Here is a 15,849-nt window from a genome sequence, read left to right on the forward strand (position 1 = left end):
GCCGCGCTGGCCCGCTGGCTGGACGACGACGCAGGCCGCGCCGCGGCGGGTCAGGCCGCCCGCGCCCATGTCACCGCGAACCACGCCATCGAGGGCGAGGCGCGGGCCATCGTCGACGTCTATCGGTCGCTGCTGTGAACCGGCTGGCCTTTGCCACGGCGCGCCTGATGCGCCGCGACGCGCCCCTGGCCGCGCTGTCGGTCCCGCAATCCGCGCTGCTGGCCGACCTGTCGGGCCGCCATGTCGCGCTGATCGGCAACGCCCGCGCGCTGGCCGATCAGGCCCACGGGGCACGGATCGATGCCGCCGACAGGGTCGTCCGCATCAACCGCGCGCCGATGCCCAGCCCTGCCAGCCACGGCACGCGCACCGACTGGCTGGGACTGGCCACGCGCCTGCCGGACGCGGACCGTGCGCGCCTGGACCCCGGCCGCATCCTGTGGATGTCGCCCAAACGCAAGCGGCTGGACTGGGACAGCGCGTCCAGCCCCGGCTTCTACCTGCACCCCTTGGCGGATATCGACATGCTGGCCGGGCGGCTGGGTGCGCCCCCCACGACGGGCGCGATGCTGATCGATCTGTGCCTGCGCAGCGATCTGGCATCGCTGACGCTCTATGGTTTCGACTTCTTCGCCAGCCTGTCGCTGTCGGGACGGCGCAATGCCGCGCAGGTGCCGCATGATTTCGCGGCCGAGGGCGCCTGGGTCGCCGATCTGTTGCGCCAGGACCACCGTCTGACGCTGATCCGTTGAGGCGGCCTTGCACGTGCTGCGCGCTGTGCAATCCTGTGGGCTTCCCCCGCGCGGGGGACACCAAAAAGCAGGCAGGGAAACCCCATGAGAACCATCAAGGCCGCCTTGGCCTCCACGGCGCTGATCTGCGCCACCCCGGCATTGGCGCAGGATTTCGGCGCCTATGGCTATGATACGATGCGCGACTTGGCGCTGAATTATCCGGGCCGCTTCACGGGCGCGCCGGACAGCGGTACGACCTTCTTCAATGCGGCCCAATACATGCGCGACCGCCTGTCCTTCGGCAGCAACGCGGTCGTGCGTCAGGACTTCACCGCCACCAGCCGGTCTGGCGCCACGCTGGGCCCGTCGCAAAACCTGGTCGTGTCGATGCCCGGCGCCAGCGACCGCTTCATCGTGGTGGGGGCGCATTTCGACAGCGCCGGAACATCGCCCGACCTGCAGGGGGTCGACGACAATGCCTCGGGCGCGGGGGTGCTGACCGAACTGGCGGCGCACATGACCGGGCTGTCCACCGATGTCGGCCTGGAGTTCGTGGCCTTCGGCGCCGAGGAGGTCGGCCTACAGGGGGCGGCCCATTACGTCGACACCCTTGGCGGCCGCCGCGACGACATGGCCGGGATGATCAACATCGACAGCCTGATCACAGGCGACTTCATGTATGCCCATGCCGGGACCGAATACCTGGAGAACCCGGCGCTGCTGTCGCTATGGACCCGCGCGCACGCCATCGCGGACGAGCTTGGCATCGACCTGCGCAGCAACCCCGGACGGAACCCTGACTATCCGATCAACACCGGCTGCTGTTCCGACGCTGCCGTGTTCGAAGGCTACAGCATCCCGATCCTGTGGCTGGAGGCGACGAACTGGGACCTGGGCGATCTGGACGGCTATACCCAGACCGACAATCCGCTGATCCCCGGCGGTTCGACCTGGCATGACCCGACCGAGGACAACTGGGACTTCCTGCTGGCGGCCTTGGGCCCTGAACGGTTCGAACAGCGCATGCGCGACTATGCCCGCATCCTGACCCGCCTGCTGGTCGAGGAGACGGGCGCCGACCTGGTGGCGTCGTCCCAGGACGCGGCCCTGTCGGCGGCCCAGATCGCCGATCTGGCCACCCGACAGCAGGCTGATCTGGCCGCCCTGTCGCTGCGCGCAACGCGTGACCGCCTGGGCGCGGATGCGCCCTTTGGCCAGATCACGCCCTCGATCGCGGTGCAGGGCCTGGCCACGCCGGACAGCAGCGCGACCTTCGGGCGCGACGGCGGGGCTGCGCTGATGGCGCGGGCGGGCGCGTCGTACCAGGTGGCCCCCGGCCTGTCTTTGGGCGGCCAGCTGGCCTATGCACGCACCGGCGACGACCTGCGCAGCGGCGACGACCTGGAATCGACCGCCTATCAGCTGTCGCTGGACGCGGCCTATGCGATGAACGACGACTGGGTGATCGGCGCGGTCAGCTGGGGCAAGTCGGACCTTGAGGGCACGCGCGACTTCGTGCTGCGCTCGGGCCTGGGCGCGACCATCGTCGAACGGGATTTCGACTGGTCGACCAATGCCTATACCCTGGGCGCGCGAGTCCAGGCCGGGCGCGACTATGCGCTGGCATCGGGCGTGACCTATGGTCCGGTCGTGGGGCTGGATTACAGCCGCACCCGGATCGGCGGGTTTTCGGAAGGGTCGGGCGACCGCCGTGCGGTCACCTATGCCGGTCAGGCAATCGAAAGCCTGGAGGTCCAGCTGGGCGGCCGCGTCGGCACCGATCTGGCCGTCGCCGGGCGCGACGTGACGCTGTCGGCGCAAGGCACGCTGGTCCACGACCTGGCCGAAGGGGCGCCCTCGCGCATCCGCGTGACCGACAGCACCGGCAACGACCGCCGCGTGACGCTGGATGGACAGGACCGCAACTTTGCCCGCATCGGCCTGTCGGCCCAAACGGCCCTGTCCGACCAAGCCGATGCCTGGGTGACGCTGGACAGCCGCATCGGCCATGACGCCGGATCGCAGGCGACCGTCGGCGCGGGCCTGGGCCTGCGGTTCTGAAAACCGCTTGTGCGCGTCCGGTCAGCCGGGCGCGCACAAGCCGTCCCTGCGGCGTTTCGCGGCAATCGCCGGGGCCGCCCGACCTGTTGCCGGAACCCCGCGGCCGGGTGCGGACCTGCAACGCGCGCTGGCGTTGCGCGGCCGTTTGCGGTAAATGCCCCCGACCGCAGAAAAAGGAGCTCCCCCGAAATGGGTTACAAAGTCGTCGTCGCCGGCGCCACGGGCAATGTGGGCCGCGAAATGCTGAACATCCTGGACGAACGCCAGTTCCCCGTGGACGAGATCGCCGTACTGGCGTCCCGCCGCAGCCAGGGCACCGAGGTCAGCTTTGGCGACAAGACTTTGAAGATCAAGGACATCGAGCAGTTCGACTGGACCGGCTGGGACATCGCGCTGTTTGCCATCGGATCGGATGCGACCAAGATCCACGCCCCCAAGGCCGCGGCCGCCGGCTGCGTGGTGATCGACAACTCCTCGCTCTATCGCTACGACGCCGACGTGCCGCTGATCGTGCCCGAGGTGAACCCCGACGCGATTCAGGGCTATGCGAAAAAGAACATCATCGCGAACCCCAACTGCTCGACCGCGCAGATGGTCGTGGCGCTCAAGCCCCTGCATGACCGCGCCCGCATCAAGCGCGTCGTCGTCTCGACCTACCAGTCGGTCAGCGGCGCGGGCAAGGAGGGCATGGACGAGCTGTGGGACCAGACCAAGGGCATGTACGTGCCGGGTCAGGAAAAGGAACCCAAGAAGTTCCAGAAGCAGATCGCCTTTAACGTGATCCCGCAGATCGACGTCTTCATGGAAGACGGCGCGACCAAGGAAGAATGGAAGATGGTCGCCGAGACCAAGAAGATCATGGACAAGTCGATCAAGGTCACCGCGACCTGCGTCCGCGTCCCCGTCTTCGTCGGCCATTCGGAATCGATCAACATCGAGTTCGAGGATTTCCTGGACGAGGACGAGGCCCGCGACATCCTGCGCGAGGCGCCCGGCGTCATGGTGATCGACAAGCGCGAGCCCGGCGGCTACATCACCCCCGTCGAATGCGTGGGGGAATACGCCACCTATGTCAGCCGCATCCGCCAGGACGGCACGGTCGAGAACGGCCTGAACCTGTGGTGCGTCAGCGACAACCTGCGCAAGGGTGCGGCGCTGAACGCGGTGCAGATCGCCGAACTGCTGGGCAACCGCATCCTGAAGAAGGGCTGATCCTTGTTCGAATGGATCACCGGCCTGCTGGAAAGCGGGGGGGCCTGGGCAATCTTTGCCCTGATGCTGCTGGAAAACATCTTTCCGCCGATTCCGTCGGAACTGATCATGCCGCTGGCGGGGTTCAACGCCGCCCGCGGCGGCACGCCCCTGTGGCTGGCGATCCTGGCGGGCGGGGTCGGATCGACCCTGGGCGCGTGGTTCTGGTACGTGATCGGGGTGGCCTACGGCCCGGCGCGGATGCGCCGCGTCGTGGTCCGCTATGGCCGCTGGCTGACGCTGACGCCCAACGAGCTGACCTCGGCCGAGGGCTGGTTCGCCCGGCATGGCGGGGCCGCGGTCTTCTTCGGCCGCTTCCTGCCCACGATCCGCACGCTGATCTCGGTCCCCGCGGGGCTGGCGCAGATGCCGGTGGGGCGGTTCCTGCTGTTCACCGCCATCGGCAGCTTCATCTGGACGGGCGGGCTGGCCATCGCCGGCTATGTCCTTGAAAACGGCTATGAGGCCGTCAGCCACCTGATCGATCCGCTGTCCACGGCGATCGTTCTGGGCTTTGTCGCGCTGTATGTCTGGCGGGTCATCCGCTGGCGGCCCGACGCCTGAAGACGCGCCGGGCGGGCGGGTGTCAGATCGACACCCACCGCCTGCCGCCGTCATCGGCCTGCAAAAGCGTGCCTTCGCTGATGTCGTGCAGCAGACCGTGCAGCGACATTTCCCCGGACTCGACCGCCGCGCGGACGAAGGGGAAGGTCATCAGGTTCTCCAGCGACACCAGCACGGCCTCGCGCTCCAGCGCGTTGACCTGTTCGGCTTCGGGCAGGTCCTTCACGCGGTCATAGCCGGGGCGCAGGATGTCCATCCAGCGACCGACGAAGCTGGTCTTCTCCTCCAGTTCGGGCGCGGCGCCCGAACACATCGCGTGGCATCCCTTGACGCCGCCGCAATTGGTGTGGCCCACCACGATCAGATGCGCGACCTTCAGCGCCGTGACGGCATATTCGACCGCCGCCGAGGTGCCGTGCTGCAACCCGTCGGGCGCATAGGCCGGCACCAAGTTGGCGATGTTGCGGTGAATGAAGAACTCGCCCGAATCGGCGCCGAAGATGCTGGTCACGTGCACGCGGCTGTCGCAGCAGGAGATGACCATCGCGCGCGGGCGCTGCCCTTCGGTCGCCAGCCGGCGGAACCAGGCCGCGTTCTCGGCATAGGACGTCGCCTTCCAGCCGTGGAAACGCTTGACCAGATATTGCGGCAACGGAGACAGGTCGTTCATCTGGCACCTCGCTTTCTGACAGGGGTGATAGGCCGGGATTGAGACAAATTCGAGCCTTTTCTTGATCCCGCCTCAAGGCTTTCTTCACCGCTTGCCCCGCATGGTCGGCGCGTGCGGGGACAGATCCCCTGGAGGTGCGGATGGCACAAATTTCGGCTTTGGCCATATCAGAGGCGGTCCGCGTGGACAGCCGCCGCGTCGCGGAAATCGTGGCCGAGCTGGGCGAGACATCGGCCCAGCATGTCATCGGCCTGGCGCTGGAACAGCTGGCGGCGGCGCTGACGGCGGTGGACGGTGCGCTGGACGACGCGGACCTGGCACAGGCGGCGGCGCATGCCGAACGCATGTCGCGCCTGGCCTGGCAGATCGGCCTGCTGTCGCTGGCGGGCGTCGCGATGGACCTGGGCAGCACCGCCGAACTCGGCGACGTGCCGGCGCTGGCCGCGATCCGCGCGCGCCTGCTGCGGGTGGGCAACCGGTCGCTGACGGCGATCTGGGACCGGACGGCCCTGGCCTGAGGTTGCAGTCGGGGCGCGGTGCTGTAGGCTGTGCGCCGAACTGCCAAGGACCTGCCCATGAACCCCGAATTTGCGCCCGCCTCTGATGCCACCCTGCCGCTGTGGCTGGTCTGGACCGGCGACCCCCTGCCCCAGGACGCGGGCGACTGGCCCCAGGCCTGCGGGTTCGCGGCCAAGGCGGGACAGCTGTGCCTGCTGCCCGATGCGTCGGGCGGGCTGCGCGGCGCGATCATGGGCCTGGGCGAGCGGGCGCAGGCCGGCCGCGACCGGTTCCACCTGGCCCGCGCCCATGCCCTGCCCAAGGGCGACTGGCATCTGGCCGGCATCCCGCAGGGTCTGGATCCCGATCAGCTGGCGCTTGGCTGGCTGCTGGGCCAGTACCGGTTCACCCGCTACAAGGGCGCGCCGGTCCAGGGGCCGCGGCTGGTCTGCCCGGAAGGCGTGGACGCCGACCGCCTGCTGGCGATCGCCGCGGGCGAATTCCTGACCCGCGACCTGATCAACACCCCTGCCAGCGATCTGGGCCCCGACAAGCTGGAGGCCGCCGCGCGCGGTCTTGCCAACGATCTGGGCGCGCGGGTCGAGGTGATCTGCGGCGGCCAGCTGCTGAAGCAGAACTTTCCCCTGATCCACGCGGTCGGCCGCGCCGCCGCCTGCGAGCCGCGGCTGATCGACATCCGCCTTGGCGATGCGGGGCCGATGCTGACCATCGTCGGCAAGGGCGTGTGCTTTGACACCGGCGGGCTGAACCTGAAACCCGGCGCCTCGATGGGGCTGATGAAGAAGGACATGGGCGGGGCCGCGACCGCGCTTGGCCTGCTCAAGATGCTGGCGCGCAGCGGCGCCGCATCGGGCCTGCGCCTGCGGGTGCTGATCCCGGCGGTCGAGAACAGCGTCGCGGGCAACGCCTTCCGCCCCGGCGACGTGCTGGCCAGCCGCAAGGGCCTGTCGGTCGAGGTGAACAACACCGACGCCGAGGGTCGCCTGGTGCTGGCCGACGCGCTGACCTATGCGGCCGAGGAAAGCCCCGACCTGATGATCTCTCTGGCGACGCTGACGGGGGCGGCGCGGGTGGCGCTTGGTCCCGACCTGCCGCCGCTTTACTGCGACGACGACGCGACCGCGACCGCGATCCAGGCCGCCGGGATGCAGGTCGGCGACCCGGTCTGGCGGATGCCCTTCTGGGACGCGTATGAATCGCTGATCGAACCCGGCATCGCTGATCTGGACAACGCCCCCGCGGGCGGAATGGCCGGGTCGATCACCGCCGCCCTGTTCCTGCGCCGCTTTGCCGAGGGCGCGGGACGCTATGCGCATTTCGACATCTATGGCTGGCAGCCCACCGCCGCGCCGGGCCGCCCCAAGGGCGGCGTCGGGCAGGGCGCGCGCGCGATCCTTGCCGCGCTGCCGCAGATTTTGGCGCGCTGATGGACCGCCGTCTGACGCCCGCCACCGACCGCGTGGCCCTGGACAGCCTGCGCGGCGTCCTGGACCGGCCGTCCTTCGTGCCGGGACAGCCCGCACGGGTGATCATTCCAGTGGTCGACCTGCTGGACGCCCCCGAAGGCCGCCGCGACCGGCAGCTGAACTTCGGGGCCGACGTGACGGTGATCGACCGCGAGGCGGGGATGAGCTTCGTGCGCGCGGCGCTGGACGGCTATTGCGGCTGGATCGCCGACACCGCGCTGAGCGGCAGCCTGCCGCCCATCACCCACCGCGTCACCGCGCCGGCCACCCATGTCTATCTGGAACCCGACATGAAGCGGCCCGAGCGGTTTTCGCTGTCCCTAGGCGCGCGGGTGTCGGTCACCCAGGTCCAGGGCCGCTTTGCCACGCTGGCGACCGGCGGCCATGTCCCGGTCCAGCATCTGGCCGACGGCCCGGCCGACGACCCGGTTCCGGTCGCGGAAAGCCTGCTGGGCACGCCCTATCTGTGGGGGGGGAACAGCCGGGCGGGGATCGATTGTTCTGGGCTGGTGCAGGCCGCACTGACCGCCTGCGACATCGCCTGCCCCGGCGACAGCGACCTGCAGCGCGCGACGTTCGCGCAGACCGACACGATCGCGCGGGGCGATCTGCTGTTCTGGCCGGGCCACGTGGCGATGGCCGTGTCGGCGGATCTGATGATCCACGCCACCGCCTGGACCATGTGCGTCACGTTCGAGCCGATCCGCGACGCCATCGCCCGCATCGACGCGGCGGGCGAGGGGCCATTTCTGGGCGCCCACCGCCCCGGTGGCATCACAGGTTGAACACCCGGTCGGGCTGAACCATGCCGCCCTGATAGCGGCCGATGCAGACCGGCCCCCTGGCGTCCTGGACCCAGACCAGCTCGCCCCATTCGGCGCCGCCGGTCACCTCTCCGGGATTGCCGTTGCGGATGCGGATGCCGCCTTCGGTCGTGGCGCGCAGCATGGGCAGGTCGGCCAGGCCCGTCTCCAACGGCAGGATCTGCGTCTCCAGCCAGTCCTGCGCGTCACGGTCGACGCGGTCGAAGGCCACCCCGGCGCTGGCCTCGAAGGGGCCGGACCAGGTGCGGCGCAGATGCGCGACATGGCCCAGACAGCCCAAGGCCCGGCCCAGGTCGCGCGCGATCGAGCGGACATAGCCGCCCTTGCCGCAGACCATCTCAAGGCGGGCGGTGTCGGCCTCGGCCTCCAGCAGGGTCAGGCTGTCGACCCACAGCGGGCGCGCGGCCAGCTCCATCTCGACCCCCTCGCGGGCCAGGTCATAGGCGCGCTCGCCCTCGACCATGACGGCGGAAAAGGCGGGCGGGACCTGCATGATGTCACCGGTAAAGCCCGCCAGCGCCGCCTCGACCTGCGCTGCGGTGGGGCGGTCGTCGCTGGTGCGGACCACGCTGCCGGACGCGTCGTCGGTGGTCGTCTCGGACCCCCAGTTCACCACGAAGTCATAGCATTTCAGCGCGTCGGTGACGATCGGCACGGTCTTGGTGGCCTCGCCCAGGGCGACGGCCAGGACGCCGGTCGCGTCGGGGTCCAGCGTGCCGGCATGACCGGCCTTCTTGGCGTCCAGCGCCCAACGCACCTTGGCCACGACGGCGGTCGAATTGACGCCCGCGGGCTTGTCCACGATCAGCCAGCCGTTGATGTCCCGGCCCTTCTTGCGCGCCATGATCACTCCTGAAAAAACAAGGGCCGGGGGATAGACCCGCGGCGGGCAGGGGTCAACCGGTCACTCGACCAGGCCGATGATCGGACCCATGCTGCGCCCGAAATCGGCCCGGTTCACCGACGGCGCATAAAGCCGCGAGATCGAGCCGTCGAAATACAACGCATCGCGCACGCCCAGCCCGTCGCGGAAGAACCGCCCGAATTCGTGGAACGTCACCGGCCTGTTCGAGATCGCGAACCACGCGGTCTGCCCGTCGGGCGACACGCCGACCCCGTTGCGGATATAGCGGCTGTCGCTGTCGGCCAGGAACCGCGGATGCAGATCGCCGTCGATCACCAGCATCGGCCCGGACTGGCTGGCCAGTCGGCAGTCGGGGCGCGTCTCGGCAAAGCTGACGCTTTCGATGACCTGAAAGGGCTGCGCGCCGCCGGTGCAGAAGACGCCGTTGGGCAGCATCCCGAAATTGTCGCGGCTGGCGCCGGTGACGATGGGCGACAGTTCTACCCCGTCGACGACCAGCAGACCCACCGGACGGTAATCGGCATGGAACATGCCCGCATTCATGGCAAACGACAGCGTCTGACCCGCGTCCAGCGTGCGGCGGACATTGGCGAAATTGCGCAATGGCGCGCCGTCGGGGCCGTCCTGGAACAGCCGCAGGGCGGGTTCCTGCGCGGCCTCGACCTGGCACAGCACATAGCCCTGGCCGTCATGGTCCACGCGTTCGCATTGCGCGGCCCCCGACGGCAGCGCCATCGCGACCAGCATTCCGACCGCCACCGCCGCCAGACGCGGCAGATCAGGCGTCATCGTCGTCCCGGTCCGGGGCGGCGACGTCGCGGCGCACGCGCTCGTCCTCGAACAGGCGGCGGGTGTCGTCCATGCGGTCGAAGGTCTCGTCCAGCTGGAACCGCAGCTCGGGCGCGAATTTCAGCGTCATGGCCTTGGCGACCAGATGGCGCAGTTCCGGCGTGTTGCGGCGCAGCGCGGCCAGCGCCTCGGGCGCGTCGCGGCCGCCCAGCGGCAGCACATAGGCCGTCGCCACCTTGAGGTCGGTCGACATCGACACCTCGGCCACGGTGATGGAATGACGGTTCAGGTCGGGGTCGTGCACGTCCGCGCGCGCAAGCACGTCGGCGAGGGTGCGACGGATCAGTTCGCCCACGCGCAGCTGGCGCTGCTTGGGGCCCTGACCTTGGGAATTGCGGTTCTGTGCCATGCGTCCCGATGTAGGGGGTCGCGGCGCGGGCCGCAACCTTGTATCACGCCCCAAAGCCAACAGGGGTGGACCATGAGCGATTTGCAGAACACCGATCAGCCGCAGCGGCCGGGCGTCGTGGTGACCGGCGCATCGGGCCGGATGGGCCAAATGCTGATCCGCCTGATCCTGGACAGCGACCACCTGCGGCTGGTCGGCGCGCTGGACCGCGCGGGCCACGACTGGATCGGGCAGGACATCGGCACCGCGATGGGGGGCGCGCCGGCCGGCGTCACGGTCAGCGACGACGCGGTGACGGCCATCGCCCAGGCGCAGGCCGTGATCGACTTCACCAGCCCCGATGCCACGGTGGCATTCGCGGAACTGACCGCCCAAGCGCGCGCCGTCCACGTCATCGGAACCACCGGGCTGGAGCAGCGGCACCTGGACGCGCTGGCGGCCGCCGCCCGCCACGCGCCGATCATCCGTGCCGGCAACATGAGCCTGGGCGTGAACCTGCTGGTCGGCCTGACCCGCAAGGTCGCGGCCGCCTTGGGCACCGACTGGGACATCGAGGTGGTCGAAAGCCATCACCGCCACAAGGTCGACGCCCCGTCGGGCACCGCCCTGATGCTGGGAGAGGCCGCGGCCCAGGGACGGGGCGCCGCGCTGGACGACCTGCGCGTGCCGGCCCGCGACGGCATCACCGGGGCCCGCGCACCGGGAAGCATCGGCTTTTCCGCCATCCGCGGGGGCGACGTGGTGGGCGAACATGACGTGATTTTTGCCGCCGACGGCGAACGCATCGTGCTGCGCCACCTGGCCACCGACCGCGCGATCTTTGCCCGCGGCGCGATCCGCGCGGCGGTCTGGGGTCAGGACAAGGGTCCGGGTCAGTACGACATGATGGATGTCCTTGGCCTTCAGGGCTGAATGGAGCAGCACCCCGACAGCATCCGCGGCGCGTCGCCGTGGATGACCACATGGGCGCGCATCCCGAACAGGCGATCCGACATGCCGTCCGAACACAGCTGCGGAATGGCGGTCAGGGTCAGCCCGTCGGCTACCACCGCGCGGGTCGGGTCGCCGAAGATGCCGGTGGACAGGACCGCCCGGACGGGGCGCGTGTCTTCTGGCATGTCGGGACCGCCCAGCACCACGCTGTCGCCCTGCGGGATGAAGGCCCAGAACGGCTCGGTGCCAAAGCACTGGAACGCCGCGGGCAGGGCGCCGTCCTGCCAGACGTCGACGCGGTAATCCAGATAGCGGTCGGACACCCAGCCCGACCCCTCTCCGGTGTTGACGCGCGACCAGCCGGCGCGCTGCTCGACCACCTCGACGTGGGTCGCGTCAAAGGCCAGCGTGCCGATGATCGGCGCGGAGGCATCCGGCTCGGCCCGGATGTTCAGCACGTCGTCGGCCGCGACCCGCGCCACGTCGAACAGGGTGGGCAGGATGTATTCCTGGGTGGCCAGTGCCGGGCCCGACAGGGCCAGCGTCAGGACAAGGGCGGTGCGCAGCATGGGGCCTCCGGTCGGTTTCGCCGTCAGCCTAGCGCATTCGCGCGCGCCGTCCATCCACGCCCTGTTTCCCCCGCCCGCGCGACAGGCTAGAACCGGGGCATGAACACGCGCCTGATCGCCACCGAGACCCTGACCGCAGCCCTGGCCCGGATGCTGGCCGCCCAGATCGCGCCCCCGGCGACGATCCTGCTGGACGGTCCGGTGGGCGCGGGCAAGACGCATTTCGCCCGCGCCTTCATCCGCGCCCGCCAGGGCGATGCGGCCGAGGACGTGCCCAGCCCCACCTTCACACTGGTCCAGACCTATGACGACCCGATGGGCACGCAGATCTGGCATGCCGACCTGTACCGCCTGACCGACCCGTCCGAGTTGACCGAACTGGGCCTGGACGAGGCGGTGGAGGACGCGATCTGCCTGATCGAATGGCCCGAGCGGCTGGAGCGCGTCCCGCCCGGCGCCATCATCATCGCGATCGGCGCAGACCCGGACCCCGACCTGCGCCGCATCGACATGGCGTTCCCCGGCGCGGACCGTCTGGCGGCGCGGGCGACATTCGTCGTCGCGGCGGGGCATGGTGACGCGCGGGTGCTGCCCCTGGCGGGCGATGCCTCGGCCCGGCGGTATTTCCGGCTGCCGGGGGTGGGCGTGCTGATGGACGACCCGTCGGGGTCCGTGGGGCCGTTCCTGACGATGACCGACTGGCTGCGCGGCCGCGGGTTCGGCGCGCCCAGGGTTCTGGCGCAGGACGCCGATCAGGGGTTCCTGCTGCTGGAGGATCTGGGCGACGATCTGGTGGCACGCGTGCTGGCCGACAGGCCCGATCTGGGTCCGCTGATCCACGACCGCATCACCGACCTGCTAGTCGACCTGCACCGCCAGCCGGTCCCCGCTTTCGTGGCGCCGCTGGACGGTGCGGCGATGGGCGATCTGGCGGCGCTGTTCGTCGATTATTATCCGGGGGCCGACCTGCCGGACCTGGCCACGCTGATCGCCGATCTGCACGACCGCCTGTGCGGCGATCTGCCCCCCGCCATCAGCCTGCGCGATTTCCATGCCGAGAACCTGGTCTGGCGCGGCGACGCGCCCCTGGGCCTGCTGGACTATCAGGACGCGGTGGCCGCGCATCCGGCCTATGACCTGGTATCCGCCCTGCAGGACGCGCGCCGCGACGTGGACCCAGCCACGGAACAGGCACAGATCGCCCGCTATCTGGCCGCGACCGCCGTGGCCGAGGCCCCGTTCCGCGCGGCCTATGCCCTGATCGGCGCACAGCGGGCGCTGCGCATCCTGGGTGTCTTTGCCCGGCTGGCGATCCGGAACGGCAAGCCGCGCTATCTGGCCTTCATGCCGCGGGTCTGGGCGCATCTGCAGCGCGACCTGGCGCATCCGGCGCTGGCGCCTCTGCGGGCCATGCTGGCGAACGTGCCCGCCCCCGACGCCGCCCTGCGCGAAAGGATCGCCCGATGCCGTCCCTGATGATCTTTGCCGCGGGCCTGGGCACGCGGATGCGCCCGCTGACCGACGACCGGCCGAAACCGTTGATCCCGGTTTCGGGACGCACCCTGCTGGACCGCGCGCTGGACCTTGGCCGCGACGCGGGCGCCGCGCCCATCGTGGTCAACACGCATTACCTGGGCGATCAGATCGAACGGCATCTGGCCGGTCAGGAGGTCGCGATCAGCGCCGAGCCGGACCTGATCCTGGACACCGGCGGCGGGCTGCGCCAGGCGCTGCCCCTGCTGGGACCGGGGCCGGTGATGACGCTGAACCCCGACGTGGTCTGGACCGGGCCGAACGTCCTGTCGGCGCTGATGGCGGCGTGGGACGACCGCATGGACGCGCTGCTGGCGCTGGTGCCGCTGGCGCAGGCCACGGCGCGGCAGGGGGCGGGCGATTTCAGCTTGGATGGCGGACGCCTGAGCAGGCGGGGCGACTATGTCTATGCAGGCGCCCAGATCATCCGCACCGATCGGCTGGCCGAAATCGGCGATGCAGTGTTTTCGCTGAACCGCCTGTGGGATCTGATGATCGCGGACGGGCGCGCGCATGGGCTGATCCATCCCGGCGGCTGGTGCGACGTAGGATATCCCGCCGCCATCCCCCTGGCCGAGGCGCTGCTGGATGGCTGAGATGCGCGGTCTTTACGCGCTGCCCCCCGGCGTGGATTTTGCCGACGCCTTCGTGCGGGGCCTGCTGGAGCGGATGGCGGACCAGCCGCCCGAGGCGCTGGCCGGGGTCACCGTCTTCGTCAACGCCGCGTCCACGCGCGGGGCGCTGTATCGTGCCTTCGACAGGGCGGGGCCGCTGCTGCTGCCGCAGATCCGGTCGATCACCGGGGTCGATCCGGGGCCCCTGGTCATGCCGGACCCGCCGGTGCCGCCCCTGGCGCGGCGGCTGGAACTGGCGCGGCTGATCGCGCAGATGCTGGCCATGCGTCCCGATCTGGGGGCGGGTCATTCGATCCCGGTGCTGGCGCAGTCCCTGTCCCAGCTGATGGTCGAGATGCAGACCGAAGGCCGCGACCTGTCCGACCTGGAGGCGATCGACACCGGCGATCATGCCCGCCACTGGCAGAACGCGCTGGCCTTCCTGCGCATCGCGGCCCAGTTTCACCTGGGCGACCCGTCCCAGGACCGCCCCGCCCGCCAGCGCGCCGCGGCCCAGGCCGCCGCCCGCGACTGGCCGCAGGGCATCGATCTGCCGCAGGGCCCGGTGATCGTCGCGGGGTCGACCGGATCGCACGGGGCGACGCGGTTGTACATGCAGGCGGTGGCCGCGCTGCCCAACGGCGCCGTGGTGCTGCCCGGTTTCGATTTCGACCAGCCCGCCCCGGTCTGGGATGGGCTGGAGCGCGCCGACGATCATCCGCAGGCGCGGTTCGCGCCGCTGATCGCGGAGGCGGGCTATCCCCAGCGCTGGACCGCGGTGCGGCCGCCATCCGAGGGGCGCAACCGGCTGATCTCTCTGGCGCTGCGGCCCGCGCCGGTCACCGACCAGTGGATCGCCGAGGGCCCTGCCCTGCCCGACCTGATCGCCGCCACCGCGGATCTGACCCTGATCGAGGCCGACCAGCCCGGCCAGGAAGCCGAGACCATCGCCCTGATCATGCGCGACGCCGCCGAACGCGGCGGCGAACAGGTCACGCTGATCGCGGCCGACAGCGGCCTGATCCGGCGCGTCACCGCGGCGCTGGACCGCTGGCACATCCGCCCCGACGACAGCGCGGGCCGGCCCCTGCCGCTGACCGCGCCGGGCCTGTTCCTGCGCCAGGTGGCCGCGCTGTTCGGTCAGCCGCTGACCATCGACCGGCTGCTGATCCTGCTGAAGCATCCGCTGACCGCGACCGGATCGACCGCGATCGGGCGCAACGACATGCTGCGCGAGACGCGCGAGCTGGAACTGCAGCTGCGCCGGAACGGCCCGGCCTTTCCCGATGCCGCCACGCTGGCCGATTGGGCGACCAAGGGCGACGGCACGCGCAAGATCTGGGCGGAATGGCTGGCCGCGATGCTGTCGCGCATCACCGCCGTGGCCCGCGACCGGGCGCCGCGGCCCCTGCCCCATCGGCTGGCCGACCTGCTGGACCTGGCACAGGCCCTGGCGGCGGGACCGGATGGCGATGCGGAACGCTCTCAGCTGTGGCAGGACAAGGCCGGGCAGATGGCCCGCGCGGTGCTGGACCATCTGGTGGAACACGCGGCGCTTGGCCCCGACATCGGCCCGGGCGACTTCAGCGCGCTGCTGGTCACCGAACTGCAGGCCAAGGCGGTGCGCGACGATGTCGAGGCGCATCACTGCCTGCGCATCCACGGCCCGCGCGAGGCGCGTCTGCACGGCCACGGCACCGTGATCCTGTCCGGCCTGAACGAGGGGGGCTGGCCGCAGGCCCTGTCGCCCGACCCCTGGCTGTCGCGCCAGATGCGCGCCGCCGCGGGCCTGCCCTTGCCCGAACGCCAGATCGGGCTGGCGGCGCACGACTTTCAGCAGGCCGTGGCTGCCGACCGGGTCTATCTGACCCGCGCGAAACGCGATGCCGAGGCCGAGACCATCCCGTCGCGCTGGCTGAACCGGATGCTGAACCTGATGGGCGGGCTGCCGGATCGCGGCGGTCCAGAGGCGCTGGCCCGGATGCGGGCGCGCGGCGCGGAATGGCTGGCCCTGGCGCAGGCCGTGGCGCGACCCCCCGCCCCGGTGC

At 70.3% G+C, this 15,849-nt stretch carries 16 protein-coding genes; 11 read left to right on the forward strand and 5 right to left on the reverse strand.

Features of this window, described 5'->3' with window-relative positions; all coding sequences use genetic code 11:
- The first annotated feature begins 134 nt into the window (after positions 1-134).
- The 4 genes from FHD68_RS12605 to FHD68_RS12620 all read left to right on the forward strand — a co-directional run bounded on the left by FHD68_RS12605 (position 135) and on the right by FHD68_RS12620 (position 4,610).
- The gene (locus FHD68_RS12605) at positions 135-752 is read left to right on the forward strand and encodes a glycosyltransferase family 29 protein (RefSeq protein WP_127897505.1); all 618 of its coding nucleotides are present in this window, start codon (positions 135-137) and stop codon (positions 750-752) included.
- Positions 753-836: 84 nt separating this feature from the next.
- On the forward strand, positions 837-2,795 hold the full coding sequence (locus tag FHD68_RS12610) for an autotransporter domain-containing protein (protein WP_127897506.1): 1,959 nt from the start codon (positions 837-839) through the stop codon (positions 2,793-2,795).
- 189 nt (positions 2,796-2,984) lie between these two features.
- On the forward strand, positions 2,985-4,007 hold the full coding sequence (locus tag FHD68_RS12615) for an aspartate-semialdehyde dehydrogenase (protein WP_045981957.1): 1,023 nt from the start codon (positions 2,985-2,987) through the stop codon (positions 4,005-4,007).
- Positions 4,008-4,010: 3 nt separating this feature from the next.
- Positions 4,011-4,610, forward strand: coding sequence for a DedA family protein (locus FHD68_RS12620; RefSeq protein ID WP_045981956.1), 600 nt, complete (start codon positions 4,011-4,013; stop codon positions 4,608-4,610).
- 22 nt (positions 4,611-4,632) lie between these two features.
- On the opposite strand, the gene FHD68_RS12625 is transcribed toward FHD68_RS12620, so the two are convergent.
- On the reverse strand, positions 4,633-5,280 hold the full coding sequence (locus FHD68_RS12625; protein WP_046000489.1) for a carbonic anhydrase: 648 nt from the start codon (positions 5,278-5,280) through the stop codon (positions 4,633-4,635).
- A gap of 140 nt (positions 5,281-5,420) precedes the next feature.
- On the opposite strand from FHD68_RS12625, the gene FHD68_RS12630 reads away from it, so the two are divergent.
- Genes FHD68_RS12630 through FHD68_RS12640 form a run of 3 tightly spaced genes read left to right on the forward strand, consistent with a single transcriptional unit; the run spans position 5,421 to position 8,050 of the window.
- Positions 5,421-5,798 (forward strand): hypothetical protein, encoded by a 378-nt coding sequence (locus tag FHD68_RS12630; RefSeq protein WP_127897507.1) that lies wholly within the window; start codon positions 5,421-5,423, stop codon positions 5,796-5,798.
- Between the two features lie 57 nt (positions 5,799-5,855).
- A complete protein-coding gene (locus tag FHD68_RS12635) occupies positions 5,856-7,226 on the forward strand; it encodes a leucyl aminopeptidase family protein (RefSeq protein ID WP_127897508.1) in 1,371 nt (456 codons plus the stop codon).
- Complete coding sequence (locus FHD68_RS12640; protein WP_045981952.1) at positions 7,226-8,050, forward strand: C40 family peptidase; 825 nt, start codon at positions 7,226-7,228, stop codon at positions 8,048-8,050. The genes FHD68_RS12635 and FHD68_RS12640 overlap by 1 nt, the downstream gene beginning before the upstream one ends.
- Here FHD68_RS12640 and truB read toward each other — a convergent pair.
- From truB to rbfA, 3 genes are read right to left on the reverse strand one after another with little or no spacing between them, the layout of a single operon-like run.
- Positions 8,040-8,933, reverse strand: a complete 894-nt coding sequence (truB, locus tag FHD68_RS12645) for a tRNA pseudouridine(55) synthase TruB (RefSeq protein ID WP_045981951.1) — start codon at positions 8,931-8,933, stop codon at positions 8,040-8,042. The two genes, FHD68_RS12640 and truB, sit on opposite strands and share 11 nt — an antisense overlap.
- A 60-nt stretch (positions 8,934-8,993) precedes the next feature.
- A complete protein-coding gene (locus FHD68_RS12650; protein ID WP_045981950.1) occupies positions 8,994-9,743 on the reverse strand; it encodes a phosphodiester glycosidase family protein in 750 nt (249 codons plus the stop codon).
- Positions 9,733-10,152, reverse strand: a complete 420-nt coding sequence (gene rbfA / locus FHD68_RS12655; RefSeq protein WP_045981949.1) for a 30S ribosome-binding factor RbfA — start codon at positions 10,150-10,152, stop codon at positions 9,733-9,735. Before rbfA ends, FHD68_RS12650 begins: the two co-directional genes overlap by 11 nt.
- Before the next feature lie 72 nt (positions 10,153-10,224).
- On the opposite strand from rbfA, the gene dapB reads away from it, so the two are divergent.
- Entirely contained in the window at positions 10,225-11,064 is an 840-nt protein-coding gene (gene dapB, locus FHD68_RS12660) for a 4-hydroxy-tetrahydrodipicolinate reductase (protein ID WP_139085926.1), read from the forward strand.
- Here the strand turns inward: dapB and FHD68_RS12665 are convergent.
- The gene (locus FHD68_RS12665; protein ID WP_167550401.1) at positions 11,055-11,654 is read right to left on the reverse strand and encodes an SH3 domain-containing protein; all 600 of its coding nucleotides are present in this window, start codon (positions 11,652-11,654) and stop codon (positions 11,055-11,057) included. The genes dapB and FHD68_RS12665 overlap by 10 nt on opposite strands.
- Before the next feature lie 99 nt (positions 11,655-11,753).
- Here FHD68_RS12665 and tsaE point away from each other — a divergent pair, with 99 nt between their 5' ends.
- The 3 genes from tsaE to addB form a co-directional block, all read left to right on the forward strand.
- Entirely contained in the window at positions 11,754-13,130 is a 1,377-nt protein-coding gene (gene tsaE / locus FHD68_RS12670; protein WP_139085930.1) for a tRNA (adenosine(37)-N6)-threonylcarbamoyltransferase complex ATPase subunit type 1 TsaE, read from the forward strand.
- On the forward strand, positions 13,118-13,783 hold the full coding sequence (locus FHD68_RS12675; RefSeq protein WP_240542472.1) for a nucleotidyltransferase family protein: 666 nt from the start codon (positions 13,118-13,120) through the stop codon (positions 13,781-13,783). Before tsaE ends, FHD68_RS12675 begins: the two co-directional genes overlap by 13 nt.
- Positions 13,776-15,849 (forward strand): double-strand break repair protein AddB (gene addB, locus FHD68_RS12680; RefSeq protein WP_139085932.1); only part of this gene is annotated, 2,074 nt, incomplete at its 3' end. The genes FHD68_RS12675 and addB, both read left to right, overlap by 8 nt.

Source organism: Paracoccus marcusii (genome assembly GCF_006151785.1).
Lineage (GTDB): Bacteria > Pseudomonadota > Alphaproteobacteria > Rhodobacterales > Rhodobacteraceae > Paracoccus > Paracoccus marcusii.

Coding starts and splice junctions, on each gene's coding strand:
- rbfA (WP_045981949.1), bottom strand. CDS start 10,152: ATGGCACAGAACCGCAATTCCCAAGGTCAGGGCCCCAAGCAGCGCCAG.
- FHD68_RS12635 (WP_127897508.1), top strand. CDS start 5,856: ATGAACCCCGAATTTGCGCCCGCCTCTGATGCCACCCTGCCGCTGTGG.
- FHD68_RS12610 (WP_127897506.1), top strand. CDS start 837: ATGAGAACCATCAAGGCCGCCTTGGCCTCCACGGCGCTGATCTGCGCC.
- FHD68_RS12615 (WP_045981957.1), top strand. CDS start 2,985: ATGGGTTACAAAGTCGTCGTCGCCGGCGCCACGGGCAATGTGGGCCGC.
- FHD68_RS12640 (WP_045981952.1), top strand. CDS start 7,226: ATGGACCGCCGTCTGACGCCCGCCACCGACCGCGTGGCCCTGGACAGC.
- tsaE (WP_139085930.1), top strand. CDS start 11,754: ATGAACACGCGCCTGATCGCCACCGAGACCCTGACCGCAGCCCTGGCC.
- dapB (WP_139085926.1), top strand. CDS start 10,225: ATGAGCGATTTGCAGAACACCGATCAGCCGCAGCGGCCGGGCGTCGTG.
- FHD68_RS12675 (WP_240542472.1), top strand. CDS start 13,118: ATGCCGTCCCTGATGATCTTTGCCGCGGGCCTGGGCACGCGGATGCGC.
- FHD68_RS12650 (WP_045981950.1), bottom strand. CDS start 9,743: ATGACGCCTGATCTGCCGCGTCTGGCGGCGGTGGCGGTCGGAATGCTG.
- truB (WP_045981951.1), bottom strand. CDS start 8,933: ATGGCGCGCAAGAAGGGCCGGGACATCAACGGCTGGCTGATCGTGGAC.
- FHD68_RS12665 (WP_167550401.1), bottom strand. CDS start 11,654: ATGCTGCGCACCGCCCTTGTCCTGACGCTGGCCCTGTCGGGCCCGGCA.
- FHD68_RS12630 (WP_127897507.1), top strand. CDS start 5,421: ATGGCACAAATTTCGGCTTTGGCCATATCAGAGGCGGTCCGCGTGGAC.
- FHD68_RS12625 (WP_046000489.1), bottom strand. CDS start 5,280: ATGAACGACCTGTCTCCGTTGCCGCAATATCTGGTCAAGCGTTTCCAC.